Origin of the sequence: Aurantimonas aggregata, assembly GCF_010500835.1 — a bacterium.
Taxonomy (GTDB): Bacteria; Pseudomonadota; Alphaproteobacteria; order Rhizobiales; family Rhizobiaceae; genus Aurantimonas; species Aurantimonas aggregata.
Genome location: NZ_JAAAMJ010000012.1, coordinates 96,535 through 123,404, shown reverse-complemented (window position 1 = coordinate 123,404; position 26,870 = coordinate 96,535). Strand labels below are relative to the sequence as shown.

General features: G+C 65.9%; 28 protein-coding genes. 17 read left to right on the top strand and 11 right to left on the bottom strand.

Annotated features, from left to right (window positions below):
* The first annotated feature begins 127 nt into the window (after positions 1 to 127).
* Positions 128 to 559, top strand: coding sequence for a preQ(1) synthase (gene queF / locus GTW51_RS15455; protein ID WP_425483265.1), 432 nt, complete (start codon positions 128 to 130; stop codon positions 557 to 559).
* 169 nt (positions 560 to 728) lie between these two features.
* On the opposite strand, the gene metC is transcribed toward queF, so the two are convergent.
* Positions 729 to 1,910 carry a cystathionine beta-lyase gene (gene metC, locus GTW51_RS15450; RefSeq protein ID WP_163044917.1) on the bottom strand — a complete coding sequence of 394 codons (1,182 nt, stop codon included), beginning with the start codon at positions 1,908 to 1,910 and terminating at the stop codon, positions 729 to 731.
* Positions 1,911 to 2,130: 220 nt separating this feature from the next.
* On the opposite strand from metC, the gene GTW51_RS15445 reads away from it, so the two are divergent.
* The 5 genes from GTW51_RS15445 (at position 2,131) to GTW51_RS15425 (ending at position 8,049) form a co-directional block, all read left to right on the top strand.
* On the top strand, positions 2,131 to 3,150 hold the full coding sequence (locus GTW51_RS15445; protein ID WP_163044916.1) for an amino acid ABC transporter substrate-binding protein: 1,020 nt from the start codon (positions 2,131 to 2,133) through the stop codon (positions 3,148 to 3,150).
* A 100-nt stretch (positions 3,151 to 3,250) separates the two neighbouring features.
* Positions 3,251 to 4,441: an amino acid ABC transporter permease gene (locus GTW51_RS15440; protein WP_163044915.1), complete on the top strand. Its 1,191-nt coding sequence runs from the start codon at positions 3,251 to 3,253 to the stop codon at positions 4,439 to 4,441.
* A gap of 18 nt (positions 4,442 to 4,459) precedes the next feature.
* Entirely contained in the window at positions 4,460 to 5,950 is a 1,491-nt protein-coding gene (locus GTW51_RS15435; protein ID WP_163044914.1) for an amino acid ABC transporter permease, read from the top strand.
* A 59-nt stretch (positions 5,951 to 6,009) separates the two neighbouring features.
* A complete protein-coding gene (locus GTW51_RS15430; protein ID WP_203566115.1) occupies positions 6,010 to 6,750 on the top strand; it encodes an amino acid ABC transporter ATP-binding protein in 741 nt (246 codons plus the stop codon).
* Positions 6,751 to 6,870: 120 nt separating this feature from the next.
* A complete protein-coding gene (locus GTW51_RS15425; protein ID WP_246233176.1) occupies positions 6,871 to 8,049 on the top strand; it encodes an AI-2E family transporter in 1,179 nt (392 codons plus the stop codon).
* A 119-nt stretch (positions 8,050 to 8,168) separates the two neighbouring features.
* Here GTW51_RS15425 and GTW51_RS23585 read toward each other — a convergent pair whose 3' ends face one another.
* From GTW51_RS23585 to GTW51_RS15410, 3 genes are all read right to left on the bottom strand, one after another.
* Complete coding sequence (locus GTW51_RS23585; RefSeq protein WP_203566109.1) at positions 8,169 to 10,217, bottom strand: OmpA family protein; 2,049 nt, start codon at positions 10,215 to 10,217, stop codon at positions 8,169 to 8,171.
* Positions 10,218 to 10,439: 222 nt separating this feature from the next.
* Positions 10,440 to 11,564, bottom strand: a complete 1,125-nt coding sequence (locus GTW51_RS15415) for an FAD-dependent monooxygenase (RefSeq protein WP_343034024.1) — start codon at positions 11,562 to 11,564, stop codon at positions 10,440 to 10,442.
* A 37-nt stretch (positions 11,565 to 11,601) separates the two neighbouring features.
* Positions 11,602 to 11,847 carry a zinc-finger domain-containing protein gene (locus GTW51_RS15410; protein WP_163044912.1) on the bottom strand — a complete coding sequence of 82 codons (246 nt, stop codon included), beginning with the start codon at positions 11,845 to 11,847 and terminating at the stop codon, positions 11,602 to 11,604.
* A 139-nt stretch (positions 11,848 to 11,986) separates the two neighbouring features.
* On the opposite strand from GTW51_RS15410, the gene GTW51_RS15405 reads away from it, so the two are divergent.
* The 3 genes from GTW51_RS15405 (at position 11,987) to GTW51_RS15395 (ending at position 14,026) form a co-directional block, all read left to right on the top strand.
* Positions 11,987 to 12,745, top strand: coding sequence for an alpha/beta fold hydrolase (locus GTW51_RS15405; protein ID WP_163044911.1), 759 nt, complete (start codon positions 11,987 to 11,989; stop codon positions 12,743 to 12,745).
* Positions 12,746 to 12,904: 159 nt separating this feature from the next.
* Positions 12,905 to 13,744 (top strand): serine O-acetyltransferase, encoded by an 840-nt coding sequence (gene cysE / locus GTW51_RS15400; RefSeq protein ID WP_163044910.1) that lies wholly within the window; start codon positions 12,905 to 12,907, stop codon positions 13,742 to 13,744.
* 72 nt (positions 13,745 to 13,816) lie between these two features.
* Positions 13,817 to 14,026 carry a DUF3126 family protein gene (locus GTW51_RS15395; protein ID WP_163044909.1) on the top strand — a complete coding sequence of 70 codons (210 nt, stop codon included), beginning with the start codon at positions 13,817 to 13,819 and terminating at the stop codon, positions 14,024 to 14,026.
* A gap of 135 nt (positions 14,027 to 14,161) precedes the next feature.
* Here GTW51_RS15395 and GTW51_RS15390 read toward each other — a convergent pair whose 3' ends face one another.
* Entirely contained in the window at positions 14,162 to 14,764 is a 603-nt protein-coding gene (locus GTW51_RS15390) for a transglutaminase-like cysteine peptidase (RefSeq protein ID WP_163044908.1), read from the bottom strand.
* Positions 14,765 to 15,230: 466 nt separating this feature from the next.
* The gene (locus GTW51_RS15385) at positions 15,231 to 15,842 is read right to left on the bottom strand and encodes a PilZ domain-containing protein (RefSeq protein ID WP_246233174.1); all 612 of its coding nucleotides are present in this window, start codon (positions 15,840 to 15,842) and stop codon (positions 15,231 to 15,233) included.
* Between the two features lie 369 nt (positions 15,843 to 16,211).
* On the opposite strand from GTW51_RS15385, the gene GTW51_RS15380 reads away from it, so the two are divergent.
* Both GTW51_RS15380 and GTW51_RS15375 read left to right on the top strand, forming a co-directional pair.
* Positions 16,212 to 16,964 carry a rhomboid family intramembrane serine protease gene (locus GTW51_RS15380; RefSeq protein ID WP_163044907.1) on the top strand — a complete coding sequence of 251 codons (753 nt, stop codon included), beginning with the start codon at positions 16,212 to 16,214 and terminating at the stop codon, positions 16,962 to 16,964.
* Between the two features lie 76 nt (positions 16,965 to 17,040).
* The gene (locus tag GTW51_RS15375; RefSeq protein ID WP_163044906.1) at positions 17,041 to 17,469 is read left to right on the top strand and encodes a CBS domain-containing protein; all 429 of its coding nucleotides are present in this window, start codon (positions 17,041 to 17,043) and stop codon (positions 17,467 to 17,469) included.
* 28 nt (positions 17,470 to 17,497) lie between these two features.
* Here GTW51_RS15375 and GTW51_RS15370 read toward each other — a convergent pair whose 3' ends face one another.
* From GTW51_RS15370 to folE, 3 genes are all read right to left on the bottom strand, one after another.
* Positions 17,498 to 18,430: a patatin-like phospholipase family protein gene (locus GTW51_RS15370; protein ID WP_246233185.1), complete on the bottom strand. Its 933-nt coding sequence runs from the start codon at positions 18,428 to 18,430 to the stop codon at positions 17,498 to 17,500.
* A 148-nt stretch (positions 18,431 to 18,578) separates the two neighbouring features.
* Complete coding sequence (gene hisI, locus GTW51_RS15365) at positions 18,579 to 18,995, bottom strand: phosphoribosyl-AMP cyclohydrolase (RefSeq protein ID WP_203566113.1); 417 nt, start codon at positions 18,993 to 18,995, stop codon at positions 18,579 to 18,581.
* An 11-nt stretch (positions 18,996 to 19,006) separates the two neighbouring features.
* Positions 19,007 to 19,627, bottom strand: a complete 621-nt coding sequence (gene folE, locus GTW51_RS15360; RefSeq protein ID WP_163044904.1) for a GTP cyclohydrolase I FolE — start codon at positions 19,625 to 19,627, stop codon at positions 19,007 to 19,009.
* A gap of 240 nt (positions 19,628 to 19,867) precedes the next feature.
* On the opposite strand from folE, the gene GTW51_RS15355 reads away from it, so the two are divergent.
* Both GTW51_RS15355 and yidD read left to right on the top strand, forming a co-directional pair.
* Positions 19,868 to 20,314 carry an iron-sulfur cluster assembly scaffold protein gene (locus tag GTW51_RS15355; protein ID WP_163044903.1) on the top strand — a complete coding sequence of 149 codons (447 nt, stop codon included), beginning with the start codon at positions 19,868 to 19,870 and terminating at the stop codon, positions 20,312 to 20,314.
* Positions 20,315 to 20,328: 14 nt separating this feature from the next.
* Positions 20,329 to 20,691: a membrane protein insertion efficiency factor YidD gene (yidD, locus tag GTW51_RS15350; protein WP_163044902.1), complete on the top strand. Its 363-nt coding sequence runs from the start codon at positions 20,329 to 20,331 to the stop codon at positions 20,689 to 20,691.
* Between the two features lie 22 nt (positions 20,692 to 20,713).
* Here the strand turns inward: yidD and GTW51_RS15345 are convergent, their stop codons facing one another.
* Positions 20,714 to 21,205, bottom strand: a complete 492-nt coding sequence (locus GTW51_RS15345; protein ID WP_163044901.1) for a Gmad2 immunoglobulin-like domain-containing protein — start codon at positions 21,203 to 21,205, stop codon at positions 20,714 to 20,716.
* 143 nt (positions 21,206 to 21,348) lie between these two features.
* Between GTW51_RS15345 and thrS the strand changes: the two genes are divergently transcribed.
* Together thrS and GTW51_RS15335 are read left to right on the top strand one after the other, a co-directional pair.
* The gene (gene thrS, locus GTW51_RS15340) at positions 21,349 to 23,322 is read left to right on the top strand and encodes a threonine--tRNA ligase (protein WP_163044900.1); all 1,974 of its coding nucleotides are present in this window, start codon (positions 21,349 to 21,351) and stop codon (positions 23,320 to 23,322) included.
* A 108-nt stretch (positions 23,323 to 23,430) separates the two neighbouring features.
* Entirely contained in the window at positions 23,431 to 24,282 is an 852-nt protein-coding gene (locus tag GTW51_RS15335) for a 1-acyl-sn-glycerol-3-phosphate acyltransferase (protein WP_163044899.1), read from the top strand.
* A 9-nt stretch (positions 24,283 to 24,291) separates the two neighbouring features.
* Here the strand turns inward: GTW51_RS15335 and GTW51_RS15330 are convergent, their stop codons facing one another.
* On the bottom strand, positions 24,292 to 25,434 hold the full coding sequence (locus GTW51_RS15330) for a hypothetical protein (protein WP_343034022.1): 1,143 nt from the start codon (positions 25,432 to 25,434) through the stop codon (positions 24,292 to 24,294).
* 185 nt (positions 25,435 to 25,619) lie between these two features.
* On the opposite strand from GTW51_RS15330, the gene GTW51_RS15325 reads away from it, so the two are divergent.
* Both GTW51_RS15325 and GTW51_RS15320 read left to right on the top strand, forming a co-directional pair.
* Positions 25,620 to 26,204, top strand: coding sequence for a nitroreductase family protein (locus GTW51_RS15325; RefSeq protein WP_163044898.1), 585 nt, complete (start codon positions 25,620 to 25,622; stop codon positions 26,202 to 26,204).
* A gap of 2 nt (positions 26,205 to 26,206) precedes the next feature.
* Positions 26,207 to 26,827 (top strand): flavin reductase family protein, encoded by a 621-nt coding sequence (locus tag GTW51_RS15320; RefSeq protein WP_163044927.1) that lies wholly within the window; start codon positions 26,207 to 26,209, stop codon positions 26,825 to 26,827.
* Positions 26,828 to 26,870: the final 43 nt, after the last annotated feature.

The following is a 26,870-nucleotide window of genomic DNA, read 5'->3' as shown; positions in this document are numbered from 1 at the left end:
ACTCAGGCGCTCCAGATGCTCCGAGAGACCGAAAAGCGACCGTTGCTCCATCGACCTGCCTCCAAATCATGACAGGCCAAGTGAATCACGAAATCACCCGCCAGGCGAGGTTCTTGCGGGTGGCCAGCTGGGCCAGGCGACGGCCATACCGGCGAGGCCCGAAGACGCGGTGCTCGAACGCGTGCCGAACCCGCAGGCCGGTGTCCGCTACGCGGTCCGTTTCACGGCCCCTGAATTCACGTCGCTTTGCCCGATGACCGGCCAGCCCGACTTCGCCCATCTGGTCATCGACTACGTTCCGGCCGCGTGGCTGGTCGAGAGCAAGTCCCTCAAGCTCTATCTGACATCGTTCCGCAATCATGGCGCCTTCCACGAGGATTGTACCGTCTCCATCGCGCGGCGGCTGGCCGAGCTGCTGGAGCCGGCGTGGCTGCGCATCGGCGGGTACTGGTATCCGCGTGGCGGTATCCCGATCGACGTCTTCTATCAGACCGGTCCGGCTCCGGTGGACGTCTGGATACCGGATCAGGGCGTGCCGCCCTATCGGGGACGGGGGTAGCGGCGCAAAGGGGACCCTCCGGTCCGCCGGCGGCTGTGTCGCAGGCTGCGAGCATCAAAAAGCCGATCGCAGGCCGTTGAACTCTCATGTCTTCGTCGTCCGATCGAACCGGCGAGATCTGCTGCTGGGCTCCCGTCCCAGCAGCACCACGCTCCGCTTTGGACTGCCGTTACGCCGCGCGGGCCGCGGCGAAACCGCGTTCAAGGTCGGCGCAGAGATCGTCTACGTCCTCCAGCCCGATCTGCAGGCGGATCAGCGTGCCCCCGTCGGGGCCCTTGGCGATCGTGCGATCGGAGAGGTCGGAGGGCACGGCGAGGCTCTCGTGTCCGCCCCAGGAAAAGCCCAGCCCGAACAGTGTCAGCGCGTTGAGGAAGGCATCGCCGGTCTTGCCGCCGCCCTTCAGGACGAAGCCGAACAGCCCGCTCGAGCCACTGAATTGCCGGCGCCAGAGCGCGTTCCCGGGAAAGTCGGGGAGAGCGGGATGCAGCACGGCGGCGACCTCGTCGCGGGACGCCAGCCATTCGGCAACGGCGAGGGCCGAGCGGCCATGGCGTTCCAGTCGCACGCCCATCGTCTTGAGGCCGCGAAGGACGAGATAGGTGTCGTCCGGCGCGGCGTTGACGCCGAGCTGGAGCTGCGTGGCGCGTAGCTGTGGCCAGACCTCGCGCGATGCGGAGACGCTGCCCATCATCACGTCGGAATGGCCGCCCGGGTATTTCGTCAGCGCGTGGATCGACAGGTCGACGCCGTGATCGAGGGGGCGGAACAGCAGCGGCGTCGCCCAGGTGTTGTCCATCATCGTGACCGCGCCGCCCGTGCGGGCTGCTTCGGCGACGGCGGCAACGTCGACGATCTCGAACGTATGCGAGCCCGGAGCCTCGATGAACACGACCTTCGTCTCCGGCCGCATCAGTGCGGCGATCCCGCCGCCGATGTGGGGATCGAAATACTCCACCGTCACGCCCATCCGCGTCAGCGTGCCGTCGCAGAAGCGCCGGGTCGGGTGATAGACCGAGTCGACGACGAGGCAGTGATCGCCGGCCGACAGGAAGGCGAGCAGCGGCACGGTGACCGCGGCAAGCCCCGACGGAAGCAGGATCGTTCCGGCCGATCCCTCAAGCTCGTTCAGCGCATCTTCGAGCGCCTTCGTGGTGGGCGTGCCGGACAACGCGTAGCTGAACGGCTGGCGCGCCCGGTCGCGCAACGTCGCCACATCGGGAAAAAGCACTGTCGAGCCGTGGAAGACGGGCGGGTTCACGAAGCCATGCTGCAACCGCGGGTCGTACGGTCCGTGAGCGAGGCGGGTGTTAACGCCGACCGTCTGATCGGATTTTGGGCGTTCGGTGCTCAATGCGTCAGCTTTCTGATGGGATTCTGGGATGTGGCAGGATCGATTGGCCAAATGCGCAGGGAAAAAAGTGTCAGCTTCTTGACCTGCACATTTTTATGACATGTCATTGCCGAGCCGAACAGAACCAATGGTGTGCCGGCTGGCCGGTGGCCGCTTGCGAGCGGGTTCTGGTTCGAGAAGAACAAGCTGAACCGAAAACCCAATTTGGGAAGGTATCCTGATGAAATTGAAGCTTTTGACCGCCGTGCTCGGCCTCTCGATCGCGGGTCTTGCCGTGAACGCTGCCTCCGCGCAAACCCTCCAGACGGTCAAGGATCGTGACAACCTGCGCTGCGGCGTCAACACCGGTCTTCCCGGTTTCGCATCGCAGGACGACCAGGGTGGATGGCAGGGTCTCGACGTCGACTACTGCAAGGCCGTCGCGGCAGCCGTCTTCGGCGATGCCTCGAAGGTCCAGTACTCGCCGCTCTCGGCTGTGCAGCGCTTCCCGGCGCTCCAGAACAACGAAATCGACATGCTGGCCCGCAACACCACCTGGACGATGGACCGCGACACCACGCTGGGTCTGACCTTTGCCGGCGTCAACTACTATGACGGCCAGGGCTTCATGGTGAAGAGCGACCTGAACGTGAACTCGGCTCTCGAGCTGTCCGGCGCGACGGTCTGCGTGCAGAGCGGCACCACGACGGAGCTCAACCTGGCGGATTATTTCCGCACCAACAACATGGACTACAATCCGGTCGTCATCGAGTCGCAGTCGGACGTGAACTCGGCCTATGACAGCGGCCGCTGCGACGTGCTGACCACGGACGCGTCGGGCCTTGCCGCCTCGCGGCTCGAGATGGGCAATGCGGACGAGCACGTGATCCTGCCGGAGATCATCTCCAAGGAGCCGCTCGGACCTGCCGTGCGCCAGGGCGACACGGAGTGGTTCAACGTCGTCAAGTGGGTGCACTACGCGCTGCTCAACGCCGAAGAACTCGGCGTGACCCAGGCCAATGTCGAGGAGATGCTGGAGTCCGAGAACCCTGAGATCCGGCGTCTGCTCGGCCAGGACAGCAATTTCGGCGAGTCGATCGGCGTCTCTCAGGATTGGGTGGTCAACGTGATCAAGGCCGTCGGCAATTACGGCGAGATCTTCGAGCGTAACATCGGCGTCAACACGCCGCTGCAGATCCAGCGCGGCCAGAATGCCCTCTGGACCAAGGGTGGTCTCCAGTACGGCATGCCCATCCGCTGATGGCGAACTGCGGCGGGCGCCCATCGGCGCCCGCCGCATCACGGCCCATCTCATCCGGTTGCAACCGCGCTGCCTTCGCCATCAGCGCCCGGGATAGTTCATGACCGCCGAGACCGAAACTCTGCCCCGACGATCGAGCACCGGCTCGCTGCTGACCAACCCCACCGTCCGCAGCATCGTCATCCAGGTTACGCTGATCCTCGCCATCGTGGCATTCGCCTGGTGGATCATCGACAACACCGCCCGCAACCTCGCCGCTGCGAACATCGCCTCCGGCTTCGGCTTTCTCGGCTCGCGCGCCGGGTTCGACATCGCGCAGGTGCCGATCGAATATTCGAGCAACAGCACCTATGGCAGGGCCCTGCTGGTCGGCATCGCCAACACGCTGCTGATCGCGTCGAGCGGCATCATCGTCGCGACGATCATCGGCTTCATCGTCGGCATCGCGCGTCTGTCGCAGAACTTCCTCGTTCGCATGCTGGCGACGGTCTATGTCGAGATTTTCCGCAACATCCCGCCGCTGCTCGTCATCCTGTTCTGGTATTTCGGCGTGCTCTCGGTCCTCAGCGGCCCCCGCGGCCTCGACGTAAATCCGCTCGGAATCTACCTGACCAATCGCGGCCTGCAGGTGCCGACCATCCTGTTCGACCCGCTGGCCTGGGCGACGGCCATCGCGTTCGTCATCGGGATCGTCGGCTCCATCGTGCTGGCGCGTCGCAACAAGGTGCGGCAGCTCGCGACCGGCGAGCGTCGTCCGCTGCTCTGGCCTGCCCTCGGCCTGATCATCGGGCTGCCGGTCGCGGTGTTCCTGCTCACGGGCATTCCGGCGGTTCTGGAGTTTCCCGAGGCGACGCGGTTCAACCTCGTCGGCGGGTTCCAGATGCGCCCGGAATTCATCGCGCTGCTGCTGGCGCTGGCGATCTACACGGCCGCGTTCATCGCCGAGATCGTGCGGGCCGGCATTCTCTCGGTTTCGGGTGGCCAGACGGAAGCGGCATCGGCCCTCGGCCTCAAGCGCGGCCACGTGCTGCGTCTGGTGGTCGTGCCGCAGGCGTTCCGGGTGATCATCCCGCCGCTGACCAGTCAGTATCTGAACCTGACCAAGAACTCCTCGCTGGGCCTGGCCATTGGCTACCCCGAACTCGTCGCCGTCGGCTCGACCGTCCTCAACCAGTCGGGCCAGTCGATCGAGGTCGTGGTGATCTGGATGGTCGTCTATCTCAGCATCAGCCTGACGGTGTCGGTGTTCATGAACTGGTTCAACTCGAAAATGGCGCTGGTCGAACGCTGATGAAGGGCGCTTAGGAACATGGAAGAAGATTTCGCCCGCTTTGTCTCGACCGAGCAGAAACAGCAGCTGCCGCCCCCCGCCAGCGAGGTCGGTGTCGTCGGCACGATCCGCCGCAACCTGTTCGCGACGCCGCTCGATTCCGTCCTCAGCATCGTTGCCGGCCTGTTCGCGGCATGGGCGCTGTGGAACGTCTTTAACTGGGCCTGGGTCGACGCGGTCTTTTATGGCGACGACCGCGAGGCCTGCCTGCTCGAGGGCGGCGGCCATGCCGGCGCCTGCTGGGCCTTCGTCAAGGCCAAGTTCGGCCAATTCATGTACGGGATCTATCCGCTCGGCGAGCGCTGGCGGGTCGACATCGTCTTCGTGCTCCTCGCCGTGCTCGTCGCGGCGCTGGCAATCCCGAGCGTTCCCTACAAGCGGATCAACGCGATCCTGCTCTTCGCCGTGTTCCCGGTCGTGGCGCTGGTACTGCTCATCGGCGGCAACTTCACCTTCTCGGGCGGCGAGGTCACGCTGTTCCTGCTCGTGGCCGCGGCCGTGACGATCAGCGGGGTCGCTGCCCGTCCGGACGTCGGCTTCTCGTCGTTGCTGAAGGCGGCGGCAGTGCTGGCGCTGGTCGGTCTGCTCGTACTGCTCTTGTCCAATGCGGTGGGCAGCGGGCGGGTGGATCTCCTCGGCCTGCGCTTCTCGGTCCTGACTCTGATCGCGTTCCTCGCCACCGTCGCGGCGATTGCGGCAGCGGTGGTGACGGCCATCCGTTCGCGCAACGGCAGCCTGTGGGGCGCGCTGGTGCCGACGCTGGTGGTCATCGGTTTCGTCTTCGTGATGACCGCCGATTTCGGGCTTTCCTTCGTGCGGACCAGCCTCTGGGGCGGGCTGATGCTGACCCTCGTCGTCGCCCTCAGCGGCATCGCCGCGTCGCTGCCGCTCGGCATCGCGCTGGCGCTTGGCCGTCGCTCGCAAATGCCGGCGGTCAAGCTCGTCTCGATCGTGTTCATCGAGTTCTGGCGCGGCGTGCCGCTGATCACCGTCCTGTTCATGGCCAACTTCATGCTGCCGCTGTTCCTGCCGGAGGGCGTCAGCTTCAATCAGCTGCTGCGCGCCCTGGTCGGCGTGGCGCTGTTCTCGGCCGCCTACATGGCCGAGGTGATCCGCGGCGGCCTTCAGGCGATCCCCAAAGGCCAGTACGAAGGCGCCGACGCGATGGCGCTCACCTATTGGCAGAAGATGCGCATGATCATCCTGCCGCAGGCGCTGAAGCTGGTGATCCCCGGCATCGTCAACACCTTCATCGGCCTCTTCAAGGATACCAGCCTCGTCTACATCATCGGGCTTGCCGACCTGCTCGGCACGGTGCGGCGCGGCTTCAACGACCCCAACTGGATCACTCCATCCACGCCAGCGACCGGCCTCGTCTTCGCCGCGTTCATCTTCTGGCTGTTCTGTTTCGCCATGTCCCGCTACTCGATCTACACCGAGCGTCGGCTGGACACCGGGCACACGCGCTGAAGGACCTGATCATGACCGTCGATACCGAAATCCAGCCGCGCGCACGCCTGTCGGGAAACATGTCCGACGAGATCGCCGTCGAACTGCTCGCCGTGAACAAGTGGTTTGGGGAATTCCACGTCCTGCGGGACATCAACCTCACCGTCCGTCGCGGCGAGCGGATCGTCATCTGCGGCCCGTCCGGCTCCGGCAAGTCGACGATGATCCGCTGCATCAACCGGCTGGAAGAGCACCAGAAGGGCCGCATCGTCGTCGATAACATCGAGCTGACCAACGATCTGAAGAAGATCGACGAGGTCCGGCGCGAGGTGGGCATGGTGTTCCAGCACTTCAACCTGTTCCCGCATCTGACCATTCTCGAGAACTGTTCGCTGGCGCCCATCTGGGTGCGCAAGATGCCCAAGGCCAAGGCCGAGGAGGTGGCGATGCACTATCTCGAGCGCGTCAAGATTCCCGAGCAGGCGCACAAATACCCTGGCCAGCTTTCGGGCGGCCAGCAGCAGCGCGTCGCCATCGCCCGCTCGCTCTGCATGAGCCCGAAGATCATGCTGTTCGACGAGCCGACCTCGGCGCTCGACCCGGAGATGATCAAGGAAGTGCTCGACGTGATGGTCGGTCTCGCGGAGGAGGGCATGACGATGCTGTGTGTCACCCACGAGATGGGATTCGCCCGCCAGGTGGCCAACCGCGTCATCTTCATGGACGCCGGGCAGATCGTCGAAGAGAACGAGCCGGAGGCCTTCTTCACCAACCCGCAGCACGAGCGCACGAAGCTCTTCCTCTCGCAGATCCTGCACTGAACGAAGCGGCGGGGAAGCTGTCCGGCAGCCCCGCCGACGATACCGCTTCGTACGGCGGGAGCGGCCGGAACTTACCCATCACGCGGCCGTTGTGCGGGTTCCTCCTTAGGATTGACCGCATTGTCCGAACGTAGCAGCGAGAGTCGGGTTGAGCAGCGCACGACGACGAACTCTCCGACGATAGGACTGGTCACGCCGCCGACCTCGCAGGGCGGCCCGCGTTGGGCCATCATCGGCATCTTCTTCATCATGTTGTTCGGCGCGCTGTATTTCGCAGCGAGTTTCGTGCTGCCGGTAATCATCGCGCTGCTGTTCGCGCTGGTGTTGAGCCCGGTGGTGCGGTTCCTGCGCCGGCGACTGAAGATATGGGAACCGGTGTCCGCTTTCGTGCTGGTCATCGGCACGCTGGCGACGCTGATCTCCGGCTTCTACATGTTGAGCGATCCGATCACCAAGATCGTCGGCGACGCGCCCCGTTACGTCGAGGCGGTTGATGCGCAGATGCGCTCCGTTCAGGAACGCATCGACCGCCTGCGGTCGGCGCAGCAGCAGGCAGAGACCACCGTCGAAGAGCAGACCCCGGATACGGCCGAGGAGGAAGAGCCACAGGAAGTGGTCGTAAGGAATCCCGATTTGCTCGACAGCGCGACGACGGCTCTTCCGCAGGTCGGCGCTTCCATCGCATTCGCGCTGGTCTTCCTGTTCTTCCTGCTCGCGTCCGGCGACCTGTTCTATCAGAAGCTCATCAAATCGATGCCGACGCTGTCGGACAAGAAACGTGCGCTCCACATCGCTCACGACATCGAACGCGAGCTGTCGCGGTATCTCTTCACCATTACGATGATCAACATCGGCCTCGGCATTGCGGTCGGCACGTCGCTCTGGTGGGTTGGGATGCCGACGCCGGTGATTTTCGGCGCGCTTGCCACGCTCCTCAACTTCATTCCCTATATCGGTTCGCTGCTCGGCATCGCGCTCGTCGGGGTGATTGCGCTGGCCGAGTTCGGCAATCTCGGCGCAGCGCTGGCGCCGGTGCTGCTCTACCTCGCCTGCACGACACTCGAGGGTCAGTTCGTGACCCCGCTGGTCGTCGGACGTCGTCTCGAGATGAACGCTGCCGCGATTTTCCTCGCCGTCGCTTTCTGGGGCTGGATCTGGGGCGTCGTCGGCATGTTCCTGGCCGTGCCGGTGATGGTGGCGATCAAGGTCTTCGCCAGTTATATCGAGCCGCTCGGGCCCTTGGGCGACTTCCTGTCGGTCGAGAGCAAGGCGTCCACCTCCGACGACGATGACGACTGACTGCTGGAGGCGTGGGACTTCAGCACAACGGTGCAGCGGTAGTCATTCGCAGATGCCAAAACGAAAAACGGCGGCTCCAAGAGCCGCCGTTCTTTGTTCCGCTATGTCGGGTCGGTCCGCTAGCGCGCAGCGCTCTCCACCGGCTTGACCAGCGGCGTGATGCGCCGGACGGTCACGCGCCGGTTTTCGGCGTTTTCGCTCTCGGTGTCGACCTTCAGATACTGCTCGCCATAACCCTGGGTGACGAGGTTTTCCGGCGGCACGTCGAAATAGTCGGTGAGGGCCGTGGCGACGCCCGCGGCCCGGCGATCCGATAGCGCGAGATTGGCGAGGTCGCTGCCGACCGCGTCCGTGTGACCTTCGATGAGGAAGGTCTCGGCCGGGTTCTGTTCGATCACCCGAGCGATCGCATCGGCCAGCGCCTGCAGGTTGGGTACCTGTTCCTGCGGAATGGCGTCGGAGCCGAAGGCAAAGTTGATCGTGCTGAGATCGATCCGACGCACCTTGTCACGGATCCGTTCCGAGCGACGCACCTCGTCGACCGAATAGATCCGCTCCACCGTCTCCACCGGCGGGGCGACGATCGTGCGATAGTAGAGATCCTCGTCCGGCTCGCGCGGGTCGACGATGTATTCGTCCATCGGGATGAGCAGGTCGATGGGATCGAGACCGGCAGCCGGATCCTCGTAATAGTCACCGTCGTCGTAGTTGCGTTCGTATGGGTCGTAGAACAGCACGTCTTCCCGGCCGTCGGGCATGACGCGCGAGCGCTGGATCACGTCGCCGTAGCGATTGGTGATCGTGACGATCTGCACGCCATTGTCACGCACCACCGTCTCGCGGGTCCGCTCGCGCGGCAGGCGCTCGTAATAGCGCTCCTGCGAGTCGACGGCGATTCGGTCATCATCGTTGCCGCGGATGAAGTAGCCGGCCGCGCCGCCGACGACGGCGCCGGCAACGCCCGCGCCGACGATCGACAGGATGTCACGGCCGCCGACACGTTCCACCACTTCGGCACCAGGCGGCAGCGGCGCCTGCTGCTGGACGACGGTGTTGTTCGTGTTGGTCGTCGTATTGTTGACGACGGTGTTGTTGGTGACGGAGCTGTTGTTGATCGACGTCGATCCGGCGGGCGCCTCGATACGCTCGCCCGGCTCGCTCCGCGCGGAACGAACCTCCACGGGCTCGGCCAGCTGCTGGACGCGCGCGTCGCTCTGGCTCACGCCGCCTTCCGGCACCGGCTCGTTCTGGATTTCGACGGACACCGGCTCGGCGGCCTGCGGCGCGGGCGGCGGAGCGATCGGTGCTGCGGCCTCGGCGGCAGCCGGTGCAGCCGCGTCAGCAGGAGTCGCGGGGGCCTCGGCAGGTGCCGCTGCTTCCGGCGTTGCAGGGACGGCTTCCGCGGGGGCGGCACCCTCGGGTGCCAGCTCTGCCGGGGCAGCCTCCGTTGGCGCCGCGCCGTCAGTTGCCGGAGCCGGCTCGCTCTCCGGCGCCTCGGCGGGAGCCTCCAGTGTCTCCGGTGCAGCTGCTGGCGCAGCCTCTGCCGGGGCAGCCTCTTCGGCTGCCGGTGCCGGCTCGGCCGGTGCCGTAGCCGGGGCTTCCTCGGCGACCGGCGCTTCTTGCGCAGGCGGGGCTTCGGCAGCCGGCGCAGCTTCAGGCTCGGGGGCAGGTTCCGGCGCAGCTTCGGCCGCCGGCTCCTCGGCCGGGGCTGCGGGCTCCTCTACCGGCGCGGCCTCCGCGGCGGGCTCCTCGACAGGCGCTTCGACTGCTGGTTCCGCTACCGGCGCTTCCGCCGCAGGTTCCTCGACGGGCGTCGCTTCGGCTGCGGGCTCCTCGACGGGCGGCTCTTCCACCGCAGGTACCTCGGCCGGCACGTCCGGCTCCGGTGCCGGCTCGGGGGCGGGCTCTTCTGCCGGGGCGGCTTCCGGCGCGGGCGCCGGCTCTTCTACCGCGGGTGCCTCGGGCTCGGGGGCCGGTGCCGGCTCCTCGACGACCGCCGCTTCCGGCTCGGCGACATCGGGAACGATGACGGCTGCGGGGTCCTCGGCCTGTGCCAAACGGTAGGGAGCAGCGTCCTGCGCGTAGGCCGCCAGCGGGCCGCTGAGGGCCGTCGATGCGGCCAGTGCCGCAACGCCCACGAAACGGCCTGTACGTTTCAAATTCGGCATGTTCTTCACCTTGTTGATCTCTCCCTTGCGGTCCGGGCCGCAGCCGCTTGGCACTTGCCGCGCGGGCGAACCGGGCCTGATGCCAGGCATGTACCATGCCGTCCGATGAACCGATCCTGAACCGCCACCAGTCAGGACACGGCGTCCGGGCGGCGGTCGAAGTCCCGGTGGGTTGTGAACGCTTGCGCCGGGCTCGACGTTCCGGCCCGGCACTGCTTGCCACTACCCGGGCGGATGCCAATCGTAGAGCCAGGCAAGATCCTGTCGCAGCCGGGCCGGCTTGCGCAGCGCCAGCACGGCATTCCGGCCGAGGCTGAACGGTCGCGGCAGATGGTAGACGAACTGGTGGAAGGCGACCCGGCGCCGAAGCCGGTCAATCCGTGGGCGCCGTTCCAATTCGTATCGCTTCAGGGCAGCGTGGCGGTCCGGCGTCTCGGCCAGTGCGGCCGCCAAGGCGGCCGCATCCTCGATCGCCATGCCTGCGCCCTGCGCCGCATAAGGCGGCATGGCGTGCGCGGCATCGCCGATCAGCACCACGCGGTCGTTGCGGTGGTGCCAGACACGGTCGGCGGTCACGGTCTGCAGCGGCCAAGCCGTAAAACGACCCGCCGCGGCGATCATCGGAACCAGGCGATCGTCCCAGCCGGCGAAGCGCCTGGCGAGCCCGCCGGCATCCCCGGCATCGGACGCCGGCTCGATGAGCACGAGATTGGTCTGGCGGCCGCTCGAAATCGGATAGGCGACGGCGTGGCGCCGCGGCCCGAGCCATGCTTCGACCGCAGAACTGCCAGTAGTCGGCTTGTTATGCAGGGTCGCCCGCCAGGCGACCGCCGTGGCCGGAGCCGGAGCATCAAGCCCGAGCTGGGCAGCAATCGTCGAGCGGACGCCGTCGGCGCCGACGACCATGCTGGCAGGGACATCCCGATTGCCGGTCTTGCCGTTTACCCGGAGTTGCAGACGATTCCCATCCAGCGACATGGCGGAAACCGCCGAGCCGAGCTCCAGCGCAACCCGATCATCCTGTAGTACCCTGGTTAGGAGCGCACCCTGCAGGTCGGCGCGATGCAGCGCGAGATAGGGCGTACCGTCGTCGGCGCTGACCGGCACCTCGGCAATCTGCCGGCCGCTCCTGGCGTCGCGCAGTGTGACCGAGGAAGCGCTGGTGCCGACCGCATTGAGCGCATCGCCGAGGCCCAGCCGCCAGAGCACCCGCAACGCGTTGGGTGAAAGCTGCAGTCCCGCGCCGATCTCTTCCAGCCGGGGTGCGCGTTCGAGGATCGTCGAGCCGATGCCGCGGCGTGCCAGTTCCAGCGCCAGCGTCAGCCCGGCAATGCCCGCACCGACAATGACGATGTCCGCTTCGGCAGGAATGGCGGGCAGGGGCTTACGCAGCCACTTCGACGAGCCGGCAGCCGACGGGCCGGGTTTCTTCCGGCGTCAGCGTCCCGTCGTAGCGATAGAGCGTCGAGCAGTAGCCGCAGACGATCTCCCGCTCGTCGCCCATGTCGAGATACACATGCGGATGGTCGTAAGGCGGCGTGGCGCCGCAGCACATGAATTCCGTCACGCCGATCTCGATCATGTCGGCGCCGACGTCGTTCTGGAAATGCGGAATCCGGTGTCCGGCCATCGCGATAGACCTTGGCTCTGATTGGCAACGCGGCGGACCATACTGGCGGCGACCCGGATTGAACAGGGGTGGCGCGGGCGCCGCCGGGCCATTAATCGGGGGCGGAACGATCATCCGCGGGGCAGGACAGGACGCCAGTATGGACCACTTCACCAGCGACGGTCTGGAACTCGCCTATATCGACGAAGGCAATCCGGACGGCGAGAGCGTCCTGCTCATGCATGGCTTCGCCTCGTCGATGCGCGTCAACTGGATCGACCCCGGCTGGGTGGTGAAACTCGCGGATGCCGGGTTCCGCGTCGTCGCCTTCGACCATCGGGCCCATGGCAACAGTGCCAAGCCCACTGATCCGCAGGCCTATCGTCCCGCGAGGATGGCGGGCGACGCCGCGGCGCTGCTCGATCATCTCGAAATCGGGCGTTCCGCCGTGTTCGGCTATTCGATGGGCGCAAGGGTCGCGGCCTTCGCCGCGCTCGCGGCGCCCGAGCGCTTCTCGCGCATCGTCTTCGGTGGTCTCGGTATCGGGCTCGTCAAGGGCGTGGGGAACTGGGACACGATTGCCGACGCGCTGCTGGCGCCCTCGCTGGACGATGTTTCTGACGAACGGGGCCAGATGTTCCGGGCCTTCGCCGACAGGACAAAGAGCGACCGCGCGGCGCTTGCCGCCTGCATTTCCGCCGCGCGGGAGGAACTGACGCCGGCCGATGTCGGCCGGATCGCCCAGCCGACCTTGATCGGCGTCGGCACGCGCGACGATCTTGCTGGCTCGGCCGATGAGCTTGCCGCACTGATGCCGAATGCCCGCGCGTTCGACATTGCCGGCCGCGACCACATGCTGGCCGTCGGCGACCGCACCTTCAAGGACGAAGTCGTCCGCTTCCTTTGCGAAGGCGACTGAGCGCCTCTGGCGGGGGAAAGACGCTGGTGACGCCCAACGGCAAGCCATGGACGAGATCGCCAGCGGTCATCGAGCGACGGCATCTTTTACTCGGCCGCCGACAGTCCTATTCTAGAGACGCATCCTCGATGCGTGACGATGCCCGTTCGGGAGAGCGCGATGAACATCCGAATTTCGCAGGCCCAAGAGAAGCAGGCCCAAGAGAAACTGCACCCGGTCGATCCGATCTGGGCGCAGGTCCGTCGTGAGGCGGAAGGCGTGGTGGCGCGGGAGCCGGTGCTTGCCGGCTTCATTCACGCGACGATCCTCAACCAGCCAAGCCTGGAAACGGCGCTCATCCACCGCGTGTCGCAGCGGCTCGACCATCCGGACGTGCCGGCGGTCCTGATCGCCCAGGCTTATAACGATCTGTTGAACTCGGAAGGCAGCTTCAGCGAGACGCTGCGCAGCGACATCCAAGCTGTGTTCGACCGCGATCCGGCCTGTGAGCGCTACATCGAGCCGCTGCTCTATTTCAAAGGCTTCCACGCGATCCAGACGCACCGCTTGGCGCACTGGCTGTGGAGCGAGGGGCGCCGCGACTTCGCCCTCTATCTGCAGGCGCGCTCCTCGGCGGTGTTCCAGACCGACATCCACCCGGCATCGCGCATGGGACGGGGTATTTTCCTCGACCACGCGACAGGCCTCGTCGTCGGCTTCACCGCCGCAATCGGCGACGACGTGTCGATCCTGCAGAACGTCACGCTCGGCGGGACCGGCAAGGAGTTTGGCGACCGGCATCCGAAGATCGGTCGCGGCGTGCTGATCGGCGCTGGGGCGAAAATTCTCGGGAACATCGAGATCGGCGAGTGCTCGAAGATTGCGGCGGGCTCGGTGGTGCTCAAGGCCGTCCCGCCTCACACGACGGTCGCGGGCGTGCCGGCCAAGATCATCGGCACGCCGGGCGACTGCCACGAACCCGCCCGCGCCATGGACCAGAGACTCGAACGCGGCGATTGATGCAGGTCTAAGGATTGATTTCGTCAGCCATGGCCTAGCTTAAGGGCTCCCGAACACGTGCAGGAGAACCCCGTGAAGCCTGACGAAATCCGCAAGGTCGAGGCCTATCTCAGGAAGAGCTTCAAGGCAGCGGACCTCGAGATCCGTCCGCTGGCCCGCAAATCCGACTCGGCCGAGGTCTATCTGAACAAGGAGTTCGTCGGACTTCTCGCCAAGGATACGGACGAGGACGAGTTGTCCTACCACTTCACCATGACGATCCTCGATATCGACCTGGAATAGGCGCGTCTGCCGAAGCGACCCTGTCGCTGGCAGCTTCCTAGACCGACAAACGAAAACGAGCCGTGTGCCTTTCGGTGCACGGCTCGTTTTCGTTAGGGGCAGGCGGCCCCGGGGAAGGCCGCCTGCGGAGGAGAGTTAGCGGACGCTACCGACCAGCATGTTGCGGTCGTCGGCGATGCCGACCCACTTGCCGGCGTGGCGCTCGGACTGGCGCTTCAGGAACTGGTAGTCGGTATCGCTCCAGGCCAGCACCCGGTCGTCGAGATTGTCCAGGATGTAATCGCCCTGGTCGGTCTTCACGGTGAGCACCGCATGGCCTTCGCCGTTCGGCTGGCGGACGACGGTGATCAGGAGGGCCGAGGCGGGAATGCCTTCACGGGCCAGCATGTACTGCTTGAGAAGGACGAAATCCTCGCAGTCGCCCTGGACCGTCGGGTACGACCACAGTTCCGGGACGCCATGCATGTCCTGGTCGGTCCGGGCAAAGATGGCGTTATTGACGGCGGCGTTGACCTCGACCAGCTTCGACCAGCTGTTCTGGCTGAGGCGGACCACGCCGACGGCGTCGTTGCGCCGGCAGGTGTCGGGATACGCCTTGCAAAATTCGTAATGGCCGACCGGCTGGGACGTGCTGCCGGTGGTGAGCATCGCGGTGTCGTTCGCTGCTGCCGGCGCCGCCGTGAGGGCTGCTGCCAGGAGTGCCACTGCTGCGATCGTCTTGCCGATGAAGTTCTGCATGTTCTGTCTCCCCGTCTGTACTGAGAGAATGCCATGATAGTTTTACTTTGAAGCGAAATGTCTCGTGTGCATTCGCGTCAATGCTTTATAGAAAAGTTCATAACTTTACTTGCAAGAGCTGAATTCGCGAAGGCAATTTGCATCGTCCCTGTTGGTCTTTTGTCAACCACGAGGATTGAGGGCAGACCGGGCGGGCGACTCTCATCGAAAACTTTGCCTGCCAGCCCAGGCGTGCGGCCTGCAAGATGGGATGTATCCAGCCGCGCAACTCTCGCCGCACCACCGTAGTTCGGCAGGCAGTTGTGTTGAGGCGGGCGACGGCGGGATCCGATGCCCGGCCGGGCCAGCGAAAGGCGCCAGAACACGAGCGCAGACAAGGCATGCGCGAGCCCGCAGCGTGGGGCCTACGCGTATGCCGCCTGATATTCGCAGGAGGGGGAAGGGGATCCGCTCGGACCCCCGGGTGTCAGTCGGCGCTGCGCCCGAGCATCTCGCCGGCAGGGATAGCGCCAAACTCGATGGCGAAGCCTTCCTCGAGATGCCGGACGACGCGGCCGTGGGTCGTGCCCATGGTCACACGGGCGCCGATCGCCGGGCGGACCTTGCTCGACACGGCGGCGCCGGACAGCGACAGGTCGATGATTCGGACCTGATAGCGGCGGCCGTCCTCGAGCACGACGTCGACGAACGGATTTTCCGGCGCGACGCGTTCGTGGCGGCGGTCCTCGGGCAGGTCGAGCTCGTGGCGATTGACCAGCCAAGTCAGCTGCGCCGCGAGCTTTTCGCGCTTGCGCTCGGTGCCCCTCAGCTTCAGCGCGAATCCGCCGGGCGAAGCCCTGACCACTTCGCCTTCGAGCCGGCCGAGGTGATCCAGATAGAGAATGATGTTTTCCCCGACGCGCAGTTCGACAGGGGTGGCGATCGACACGTCGCCGGGGGACATGTTCTCGGCGCGGCAGGGATATTCCGAATGGTCCTCGCGCATGAAACGGCCGAGAATGTCGACGGGGAAGCGGCTGAACCGTCGGCGCTCGTTGTAGTCCGGATCCGGCACTTGCTTCGGGACCTGCGTCATCATTCGTTCGCTCGAGAGGTGGCGGCGAATGTGCGCCGTGCCGTCTTTCCATAAACCCGGAAGCTTAATTTAGGATGGAATCTGCCTCGCGAAATCAAGCACCGATCGGGCTTTCCCAGTGATATTAACCGTTTCCGAGGGTTCGCGTTGCGCACCGACCCGCACAGGTCTAACCAATTGTAAGGACAGATGTAGCTCCTGTCGTCAGCACCAATAAGCACATCTCGACCTCCAGTCGGGTGTCGCCTGTTTACTCGCCGCCCCGCCCAGCGGGGCGGCTTTTTTTCGTCCGGTGGTGAAAAGCGGCTTGGATTTTCCCATGTGCCCATCGCGACCGGCGTGAACCGGCGAGACGCATCGACAAGGGCGGCCATGACACAGAACGATCTCGATCAGGCCCCGGAACCCGTATTCCGGCGGCAGCGCCCGCCACCGGCCTTCAACGTTCCTGGGATCGTGCTGGGGCTGATCTGCGTCTACATCGCCGTGCATGCGATTCGCATGTTCCTCCTCAGCCCGCTCGACGATTCGTTCGTGCTGGTCGACTTCGCCTTCATCCCCGGCTGCTACCAGGCCGTTGCCGAGTTCTGTGCCTATCAGAGGCCTGGCGCCGGTCTCTGGACGCCGCTCACCTATTCGTTCCTGCATGGCGACTGGATGCACCTTGGCGTCAACTCGGTGTGGCTGCTTGCCTTCGGGACACCTGTGGCGCGCCGGCTCGGCGCCGTCCGGTTCCTGCTGTTCTCCGGTTGCGGAGCGGTGGCAGGCGCTGCGGTGTTCTACCTGCTCAATCCGGAGATCGTGGCGCCGGTCATCGGCGCGTCGGGCGTCGTGTCGGCGCTGATGGGCGGCGCCTGCCGTTTCGCCTTCGGGGGAGCGGGCGGGACCATGTCGCCGGCGATCCAGGCTTATCTGCCGGTGGTGTCGATCCGCGAAGCGCTGTCCAACCGCACGGTGCTGATCTTTGTCGCCGTGTTCTTCGGCACCAACCTGCTGATCGGCAGCGCCGCCGGTGGCTTTCTTGGCGGTGGCACCGTTGCCTGGGAAGCCCATCTCGGCGGCTTTGCGTTTGGTTTCCTGCTGTTCAGCGTCTTCGACCGGCGGGCGCGTCCCCGGACCGCCTGAACTCGCCTCTTGCGATGCGGCCGGGACTGGCTCACCTTTCGGCAATGGCACCGGCGGGAGAAGGAGGCCTCGGGAGATGTCCGTAAACCAGATACTCGAGCACAAGGGCAGGGACGTGGTGACGCTCCATCCCGACGTGACGCTTGAAGAGGTCGCGCAGGTCCTGGCGAGGAAGAAGATCGGCGCGATCGTGCTGCTGGAGGAATCCGGGTCGGTCGCGGGGATCGTCTCGGAACGCGACATCGTGCGGGTAATCGGCACGGCGGGCGTTGCGGCGCTCTCGCACGGCGTCCGCGACGAGATGACCATGGACGTCAAAACCTGCACGGGCAGCACCGGCATCGACGAGGCGATGCAGATCATGACCGACGGGCGCTTTCGCCATCTGCCGGTCTGCGAGAACGGCAAGCTGGCAGGGATCATCTCGATCGGCGACGTAGTGAAGCGGCGAATCCAGGACGTCGAGCGCGAGGCCGCCGAGATGCGCGAGTATATCGCGAGCTAGTTGTTCCCGCGCATCGCGCCGGAACGTCTCAGACGGGCAGGCTGGCCCGCTCTTCGCCCATCTCGGCCATGCGCTGGATCTCGGCAATCTGGCTCATCGTCGCCTCGTAGCCGAGCGCGATCGCTTCTTCGGCGCGGAAAAATTCCGACAGGCCGATGTCGCGGACTCGCGGCTGCAGCGACAGATCCGGCGGGTCGCCCGCCAGTCGCGCCCGGGAAATCCGGTCCTGGATGATGTTGAACGCATCGACCATCGTTCGGGCGATGCCCATCTGGTCGCGCCGCAGGGCGGGATTGCCGCCTGCAGCCGCCACCACCGGGTCGGCCAGGCCGAGATCCTGCGGGCTCGCCGTGTCGCTGCCGCCGGCCGAGAGCCGGACGATGGCGGCGCGTCCGAACAGGTCGTAATGGAGGTTCACCGCGATCACGTGCCGCTCTTCGTAGACGCGGCAGACATTGACCGGCACCGGATTCACCAGCGCACCATCCATCAGCCGCCTGCCGCCGCACTCGACCGGCTCGAAGACGCCGGGCAGGGCGTAGGAAGCGCGCATGGCAAGGATCAACGAACCCGAATCGATCCACACCTCGTGGCCGTTGCGCGCCTCGGTGGCGACGCAGACGAGCGGCCGATCCAGATCCTCGATCCGGATGCCCTCGAGTTCCACCGACAGGCGGCGGCTGAGGCGCATGCCGCCGATCAGGCCATCGGCGCCAAAGCGGAAATCAAGAAAGCGCAGCAAGCCGCGCTTGGTCAGCGAAAGGGCGAAGGCTTCGAGTTCGTCGAGCTTGCCGGCGAGATAGCAGCCGCCGACCAGCGCCCCGATCGACGTGCCGGCGATCATCGAGACACGGACGCCGCTCTCGTCGAGCGCCCGCAACACACCGATATGGGCCCAGCCGCGGGCGGCGCCGCCGCCCAGCGCCAGCGCAACGCCGTTGGATCGCCGGGACGAGGGCATGACAATGGGCGGCTCGACCCCGACCGGGGCCTCTTCCCGCCATCCAAATACGCGATCAAACATCCTGCGCTGTCCCGACTGCACTGCGCCGTCCCATCACGAAGGATGGACGCAATCCCTGATTATAACTTTAAGGTAGGGACGATCGTCACGCCTTGTCGAGCGCAGGCACCAGACTGTGACCGTTTGGTTCAATTCTGCGATAGAAACACGTGTCCCGTCCGGTATGGCAGGTATCTTCGGGCTTCTCGACCGCGACCTTCAGCCAGATCGCATCCTGGTCGCAGTCCACGAGGATCTCGCGGACCGTCTGCAGCGCGCCGGAGGTCTCGCCCTTCTTCCACAGCGTCGATCGCGAGCGCGACCAGTAATGCGCAAAGCCGGTCGCCAGCGTCTGCGCCAGCGCTTCGGCGTTCATGTGCGCGACCATCAAGAGGTTGCCACTGGCATGGTCGGTAACCACGGCTGTCACCAGGCCCGCCGCATCGAAGCGGGGACGGAGCTCGCCTCCTTCCTCCTGCTCGGCGGAAATCGGCGAAGGCGCCGCGAACGACCCGGCACCCAGAGAAGGCTCTGTCACGGCCGACGGCCGGCCATGGCCAGGAAGCGTTCCTGCAGCTCGCGATCCTCGCGCAAGGCGCCATGGAAGGCCGTGGTCACCGTGGTCGATCCCTTGCTGCGGATGCCGCGCATCGCCATGCACATATGCTCCGCCTCCAGCATGACCGCGACGCCCTTGGGCCGCAGCATGCTCTCGATCGCCGCAGCGATCTGGGCGGTCATCGATTCCTGCGTCTGCAGTCGGCGGCCGAAGATATCGACCAGCCGGGCGATCTTCGACAGGCCGAGGACGCGGTCGTCCGGAAGGTAGGCGACATGCGCCTTGCCGATGATCGGCACCATGTGGTGTTCGCAATGCGAGTGGAAGTCGATGTCGCGGACCAGCACCATGTCCTCGTAGCCAGACACGTCCTCGAAGGTCCGGCCGAGCACGTCGCCCGGCTGGAGCTTGTAGCCGCCGAACAGCTCCTCATAGGCCTTCACGACCCGGGCAGGGGTCTCGCGCAGACCCTCGCGGGAGGGATCCTCGCCGATCCAGCGCAGCAGCGTGCCGACCGCGGCCTCGGCTTCTTCCCGGCTCGGGCGATCGTCGCTCTTGTCAGCTGGTTCGGGGAATTTCTTGACGACGGCTTCCATGCTGTCCTGCTCCGTGCGGGTCGGAATACGGGCGGCGACCCAGAGGGAATGGTGATCCGGTGCCTGTCCTTGCGAACCAGACAGGCCAACGGTCGAGATCTTCTTCAATGCCAATGCGCTCCCGCCTTCGCCGTCCCGCGCGCAGTCGAGGCGGGGGCGGCTTTCGATCCGGCGCCCACGATCCTATATAGTTGGCGACAAGACGAAATGACAGGGCGCAGCGCGCCGGGATAGGTTCCAGTGATCGACGACGTCTACAATGCGCGGATTCTCGAATTCGCCGGCAACATCCCGCGGATCGGCCGCCTCGACAATCCGGATGCCAGCGCCACGGCGCACTCCAAGCTGTGTGGGTCCACCGTCACGATCGACCTTCGGGTCGAGGACGGCAAGGTTGCGGATTTCGCCCATGAGGTGAAGGCGTGCGCGCTCGGCCAGGCGTCGTCCTCGGTGATGGCGCGCCACATCCTTGGCGCCAGCACTGCCGAGTTGCGGGAACTGCGCGAGACCATGCGCAAGATGCTGAAGGAAAACGGCGCGCCGCCCGAGGGCCGCTTCGCCGATCTGAAATATCTCGAGCCCGTCCGGGACTACAAGGCGCGCCACGCCTCGACGCTGCTGACCTTCGATGCCGTGGTGGAAGCGCTCGACAAGGTCGCCGCCAAGCGCGAGAGCGCCGCGGCCTAAGGGAAGTCACCCAAATGGGCGGCGCTCACCCGCATCGGCCGCAGGCTCGCTCCCGGAACTGGACAGGCAACTGGCGGCGGACGCCAGGACGGATCTTGGGCGTCGGCCTGGTGCGCCTTTACCAGCTGACCTTGTCGGCTTTCATCGGCAATGCCTGCCGACATCTGCCGACATGCTCGGAATATGCCTACGAGGCCGTCGCCCGCCACGGGCTGTGGATCGGCGGCTGGCTTGCCTGTTTCCGCGTCTTGCGATGCGGACCGGGCGGCACCTCGGGGATCGACCGGGTCCCGACGGAGATCCAGCCGAGAACGGCCGGCTGGCGACCCTGGACGCTCTGGCGATACGGCACCCGTCGCACCGGCGATGGGGGCTGAACAGACTCCGCGCCGGTAGCGGTCACGTCTGCCTTGGAATCCGCAGCACCTGACCGGGAAACACCAGATTGGCGTCGGCGACGATGTGCTGGTTGGCCTCCTGGATGAGAGGATAGCGCGAGGCGGCACCATAGTAGCGACGGGCGATGGCGGAGAGGGATTCGCCGCTTGCGACCGTGTGAAGCCAGTACCCGCCAAAGCCGGGCAGGATCATCGGGCCGTAGAGCACCGGAACGGTCACCGCGGGCGGCGGGACACCCTCCTCGCCGCCGCTGTCGTCGGTCACGGTGACGAAGAGTCGGCTGAGCGTGAAGGCCGCTGCCGACGGGATGGCCACCGCGGCCTGGAACTGCCGGATCGAGGTGGATCCGGCGGTGGCAGTCGCGACGATCTCGTCGTGTCCGTCGCTGATACGGATTGTCAGGTGGCTCTCGAACCCGACGGCGTTGCCAGCCACGAGGATCGGGTTTCCGACGAGATCGAATGGTTTCGGCTGGAGAATTTCGATGTTCACGGCGTGCCTCCCTTGCACAGGAACAGCTGCCTCAAATATATCCGACCCCGCCGGTGCCGGCAAACGACCGGCCAGGCGGCTCTCGCCTTACATGCAAACCACCCGCGATCGTAGGCGGGACTGGAAACAGAAAGACCAATCCGATGGCTGACGCCGTATCCCTCCGCTTTCCCGATGGCTCCGAGCGCGAATATGCCGCCGCATCGACGGGCGCCGAAATCGCCGGCGGAATCTCCAAATCCCTCGCCAAGAAAGCCGTCGCCTACGCGATCGACGGCGAAATGCGCGACCTTGCCGATCCGGTGGGTCGCAGCGGCGCAATCGAGATCGTCCTGCGCGACGACCCGCGCGCCCTCGAGCTGATCCGCCACGACGCTGCCCATGTGATGGCGGAGGCGGTGCAGGAATTGTGGCCCGGCACGCAGGTGACCATCGGCCCGGTGATCGAGAACGGCTTCTATTACGACTTCGCCCGCGACACGCCCTTCACGCCCGACGACCTGCCGGTCATCGAGAAGAAGATGGCGGAGATCATCCGCCGCAACGCGCCCTTCGCCAAGACGGTCTGGTCGCGGGACAAGGCGCGGGAGGTTTTCGCTGCCAAGGGCGAGGCCTACAAGGTCGAGCTCATCGACGCGATACCGGCCGACCAGGACCTCAAGATCTACAGCCAGGGCGACTGGTTCGACCTCTGCCGCGGACCGCACATGGCGTCGACGGGGCAGGTGGGCGAAGCCTTCAAGCTCTTGAAGGTCGCCGGCGCCTACTGGCGCGGCAATTCCGACAACCCGATGCTGACGCGCATCTACGGCACGGCCTGGGCCACCCAGGACGAGCTCAAGGCCTATCTCCACATGCTGGAAGAGGCCGAGAAGCGCGATCACCGCCGGCTCGGGCGGGAGATGGACCTCTACCACTTCCAGGACGATGCGCCGGGCACTGTGTTCTGGCACCCGAAGGGCTGGTCGCTCTACCAGACGCTGGTGTCCTACGTCCGTCGCCGCCAGGAGGCCGAGGGCTACCAGGAGGTCAACGCCCCGCAGTTGCTGGAGCGCTCGCTGTGGGAGACGTCCGGCCACTGGGAAAAATACCACGAGAACATGTTCGTCACGGAGACCGAGGACGAGCGGGTTTTCGCACTGAAGCCGATGAACTGTCCTGGCCACGTCCAGATCTTCAAGCATGGCCTGAAGAGTTATCGGGATCTGCCTCTGAAGCTTGCCGAATTGGGCATGGTGCATCGCTACGAGCCCTCCGGCGCCCTGCATGGCCTGATGCGCGTCCGCGCCTTCACGCAGGATGACGCCCACGTCTTCTGCACCGAGGCGCAGATCGCCGCCGAGAGCCTGAAGATCAACGAATTGATCCTGTCGATCTACCGCGATTTCGGCTTCGACCACGTGCTGGTGAAACTCTCGACCCGGCCGGATCAGCGCGTCGGTTCCGACGAGATGTGGGACCGGGCCGAAGCTTCCATGCGCGAGGTCCTGACGATCATCGAGCAGGAAGGCGGCGGACAGGTCACCACGGGTATCGCCGAGGGCGAGGGCGCCTTCTACGGCCCCAAATACGAATACACGCTGCGCGATGCGATCGGCCGGCAGTGGCAGGTCGGCACCAACCAGGTGGACTTCAACCTGCCCGGCCGGTTCGGCGCCTTCTATATCGACCGCGATTCGGAGAAGAAGACCCCGGTCATGCTGCATCGGGCGATGCTCGGCTCGGTGGAGCGCTTCATCGGCATTCTCCTGGAGAACTGTGCCGGGCATCTGCCGCTGTGGCTGTCGCCGGTGCAGGTGGTGGTGGCCACCATCACCTCCGACGCCGACGATTACGCGATGGAGGTCGCGCATCTGCTGAAGCGGGCGGGCCTGAAGGTCGAGACGGACCTGCGCAACGAGAAGATCAACTACAAGGTCCGCGAGCACTCGGTGGCCAAGATCCCGGTCATGCTGGTCTGCGGCAAGCGGGAGGCCGAGGAGCGCACGGTCAACATTCGTCGGCTCGGCTCGCGTGACCAGGCATCGGCGACGCTCGATTCGGCGCTCGCCGCGCTGGTCGACGAGGCGGTTCCGCCGGACCTGCGCCGGATCCGGGCGGAGGATGGCAGGGCCTGAGCCGGCGCCTCTATGGTGCCGGCCATCTCGCGACTGTGAACCGCAGCGTCATCCGCCTGTCATCGGCGAAGGGCAAATGCCGTAAGAGCAAAACTCTTGCGGCTGTTCATGAGACCATACCCTGAACTTACCTACGCCCGGCCCCATGACCGTCTTCTGAAGCGGTTGGCGATCGGCTGGATCGAGGATGTCTCCGGTCGGCGCCTGCTGGCGCGGCTCTATGGCAACTGGCGCAGCCGCGTGGCCGCGGGGGACCCGCTGGCCTTCAACGCGATGCTCGACCTGATGCGCATAAGGCTCGATTGCCGCGGCGCACTGCCTGAGCCGGCCACCCTGCCGTCGCATCTGGTGATGGTGGCCAACCATCCCTTCGGAATCGGTGACGGGATCGCGATGCTGGCGCTGGCCGAACGCCTCGGCCGGCCGTACCGGATCCTCGTCAACAACGATCTGATGAGGATCCCCGAGATGGCCGCCTACGGGCTGCCGGTGTCCTTCGAGGAGACGCGGCAGGCGCAGGCCCTCAATCTGGAGACGCGCCGCGAGGCGATGCGCCTCCTGTCGGAGGGCACCACCATCGTGATCTTCCCGGCCGGGGGCGTCGCCACCGCGCCGACGATGTTTGGTGCCGCCGCCGACCTGCCGTGGAAGCAGTTCACCGCCCGTCTCATCCAGTCGTCCCGCGCGGCGGTGCTGCCGGTGCATTTCGGCGGCCAGAACGGCCCGTTGTTCCATCTGGTCAGTCGCTGGTCGATGACGCTGCGACTGGGCTTGCTGATCGGCGAGTTCCGGCGGCTCTATGGCCGGGCGATCAACGTGACCATCGGCGACCTGATCGGCTACGAAGAGATCGCCGCCATCGACCGGCGGGCGTTGACCGAGCGGCTGCGGGAAATGGTCTTCGGCCTGGCGTCGCAGGAGTCGGAGGCCGACGACATGGCGGACCTGCGGGCTGCCTGACGGCGGAGGCTAGTCGCCCGAGCCGATGAGCGCGTCGGGCGCTTCCGAAAGGCTCGACGTCAGTACCTCGACATCGACGTTCTGCCCCGACTGCACCTCGAAAATGCGCTGGTAGACCTTGTCGCGGTTCTTGGCGATGAGGACATACTCGCCCTCGGCCAGGACCATCGACGGGAAGGCGCCGACGCTCTGCCGCACGATGTCGCCGGATGCCGTGGTGACCGACCAGGCGGTGTCGGCAAGCGCCTCGCCGCCAGGCTCCCTGACCAGCTTCATCGTCATCAGCGCGGCGCGGTGCTGCAGCGTCGCATCGGTGACCTTGCCGGCTTCGACGCGGATATCGGCCCGTACCAGCGCGTTGATCGAACCGTAATTGGAGACGACGTGATAGGTCCCGGCATTGAGCCGGACGATCTTCGACGCCGGTATGTCGCCGGCGACGAGGTTGCGTTCGGATTCAGTCTCGGCGTCGGTGTAGATGTCGAATGTCAGCTTGCCGGCATCGATCTCGGAACCGTCTGACACCAGGGCGTCCAGCCGCAGGCCGCCGGCATCGAGCACCACCACTTCGCGCGTCTTTACCCCGGTGAAGTCGATCCGACGGACCAGCCCGGCACGGCCGAACGCGACGTGCAGGATGTACGACCCGGTCGGCACCTCGAAATTGGCGATGTTGCTTTCCGACGAGGCGATCAGGCTCGGGCGGCCATCGAGACCGGGGATCGCCGAGAACAGCCGCCAGATCAGACCGTGCGGGATGCTTTCGCCGTCTTCCGTCAGCCGCGCCTCGAGCGTCAGCGTCGCGCGCGACCGGATCATGTCCTGGCTCGGCATGTTCTGCGGCGCATAGGCGGGCAGGCCGGGCAGGTCGATGGAAGGCACGCGCAACTTGCCGGGCTCGACGGGCAGGGCGATCGGATCGAAGCGCTGCAGCGAGCGGAGCGACGGCGCGCCGACGTCGGCGGCGTCGGGAACGAGATCGGCAGCAGAGGGCGACACATAGGCGCCGGGCTCGCGCTCCTTGTCCGACCCGAACAGACCGCGCGTGCCGCGGTCGAGCAGGGACGGTATCGGAATGTCCTGGGCGGCAGCGGATGCCGGCATCCAGAGCGCAATGCCCACGGCCATCAGAACACGCATGTCGATGGGCACCGCTCTGCTTCCCTCCGGCCTTTCGGCTCTCTGTCCCCTGATGCTTCATGCACGCAGATGCGGGACGATTTCAAGGCGCTTGGCTTCCCGACGCCCGGGTCGGCACGCGGGAGGTGGCGCCCGCGTTTGAATTGCGACTGCCGAAGCGATAGCAGAGGCGACTTACCAGACCGAAGGATGCCGTCTTGCCCGATGCAATCACGCTGCTCTCCACCCGCCGATCCGTGCCGATCCCGATGCTCGGCCTGCCGGCACCGTCCAGCGCCGAGCTGGAGACGATCCTGACGATCGGGGCACGGGTGCCCGACCACGGCAAGCTGGCGCCCTGGCGCTTCATCCTCTATCGCGGCGCGCCTGCCGAAGCGATCGGCGAAGCGCTTGCCGATTTGATCGAGACCCGCGACGGCGCGCCTTTGTCCGAGGGCCGCCGGCGCGTCGAGACGACGAGGTTGACCCGGGCGCCGCTGGTCATCGGCGTGGTCTCCACGGCGAAGGAGCATGTGAAGATCCGCGAGTGGGAGCAGGTCCTGTCCGGCGGCGCGGTGGCAATGAACCTCGTCAACGCGGTCCACGCGATGGGCTATGGCGCCAACTGGGTGACCGAATGGATGGCCTATGACGACGAGGCCAAGGCGCTGATGGGCATCGCGCCCGAGGAGCAGGTGATCGGCTTCATCCATGTCGGCACCCCGCAGGAGCCACCCAGCGAGCGGCCGCGCCCGGCTCTCGCCGACATCGTCTCGGAAGCCTTCGCGCCGGAGCCGCGCTGATGCTGTTCTACACCACCGACCGCAACGAGCACGGGCTGCCGCACGACCCTTTCAAAGCGATCGTCTCGCCGCGGCCGATCGGCTGGATCTCCACCCGGGCGAAGGACGGCTCGGTTAACCTGGCGCCCTACAGCTTCTTCAACGCCATCAGCGATTCGCCCAAGCTGGTGATGTTCTCGTCCGCGGGAATGAAGGATTCCGCCAGCATCGCCCTCGAGACCGGCGAGTTCGTCGCCAACCTCGCGACAGGCGACCTGGCACGGCAGCTCAACCGGACGTCGGCGCAGGCACCCAGGGGCATCAGCGAGTTCGCGCTGGCGGGGCTCACCGAAGCGCCCTGCCGCCTGGTGGCCGCGCCGCGCGTCGCGGAAAGTCCGGCGGCCCTCGAATGCCGTGTGACCCAGAGCTTCCACCCGAAAGGCGTCGACGGCGCGCCGTCGCCATACGTCATGGTGATCGGCGAGGTCGTCGCCATCCACATCGACGAGGCGATCCTCACCGACGGCATGATCGACATGTCCCTGGCCCGGCCGCTGTCTCGCCTTGGCTACCTCGATTACGCGGTCACCGACGCGGTGTTCCAGATGCCGCGGCCACGCATGCCGGACGCCAGCGACGTCTGAGCCGGCGCGCCGCGAGACGCGCCTTGAGCTTTGCCGTTATGGT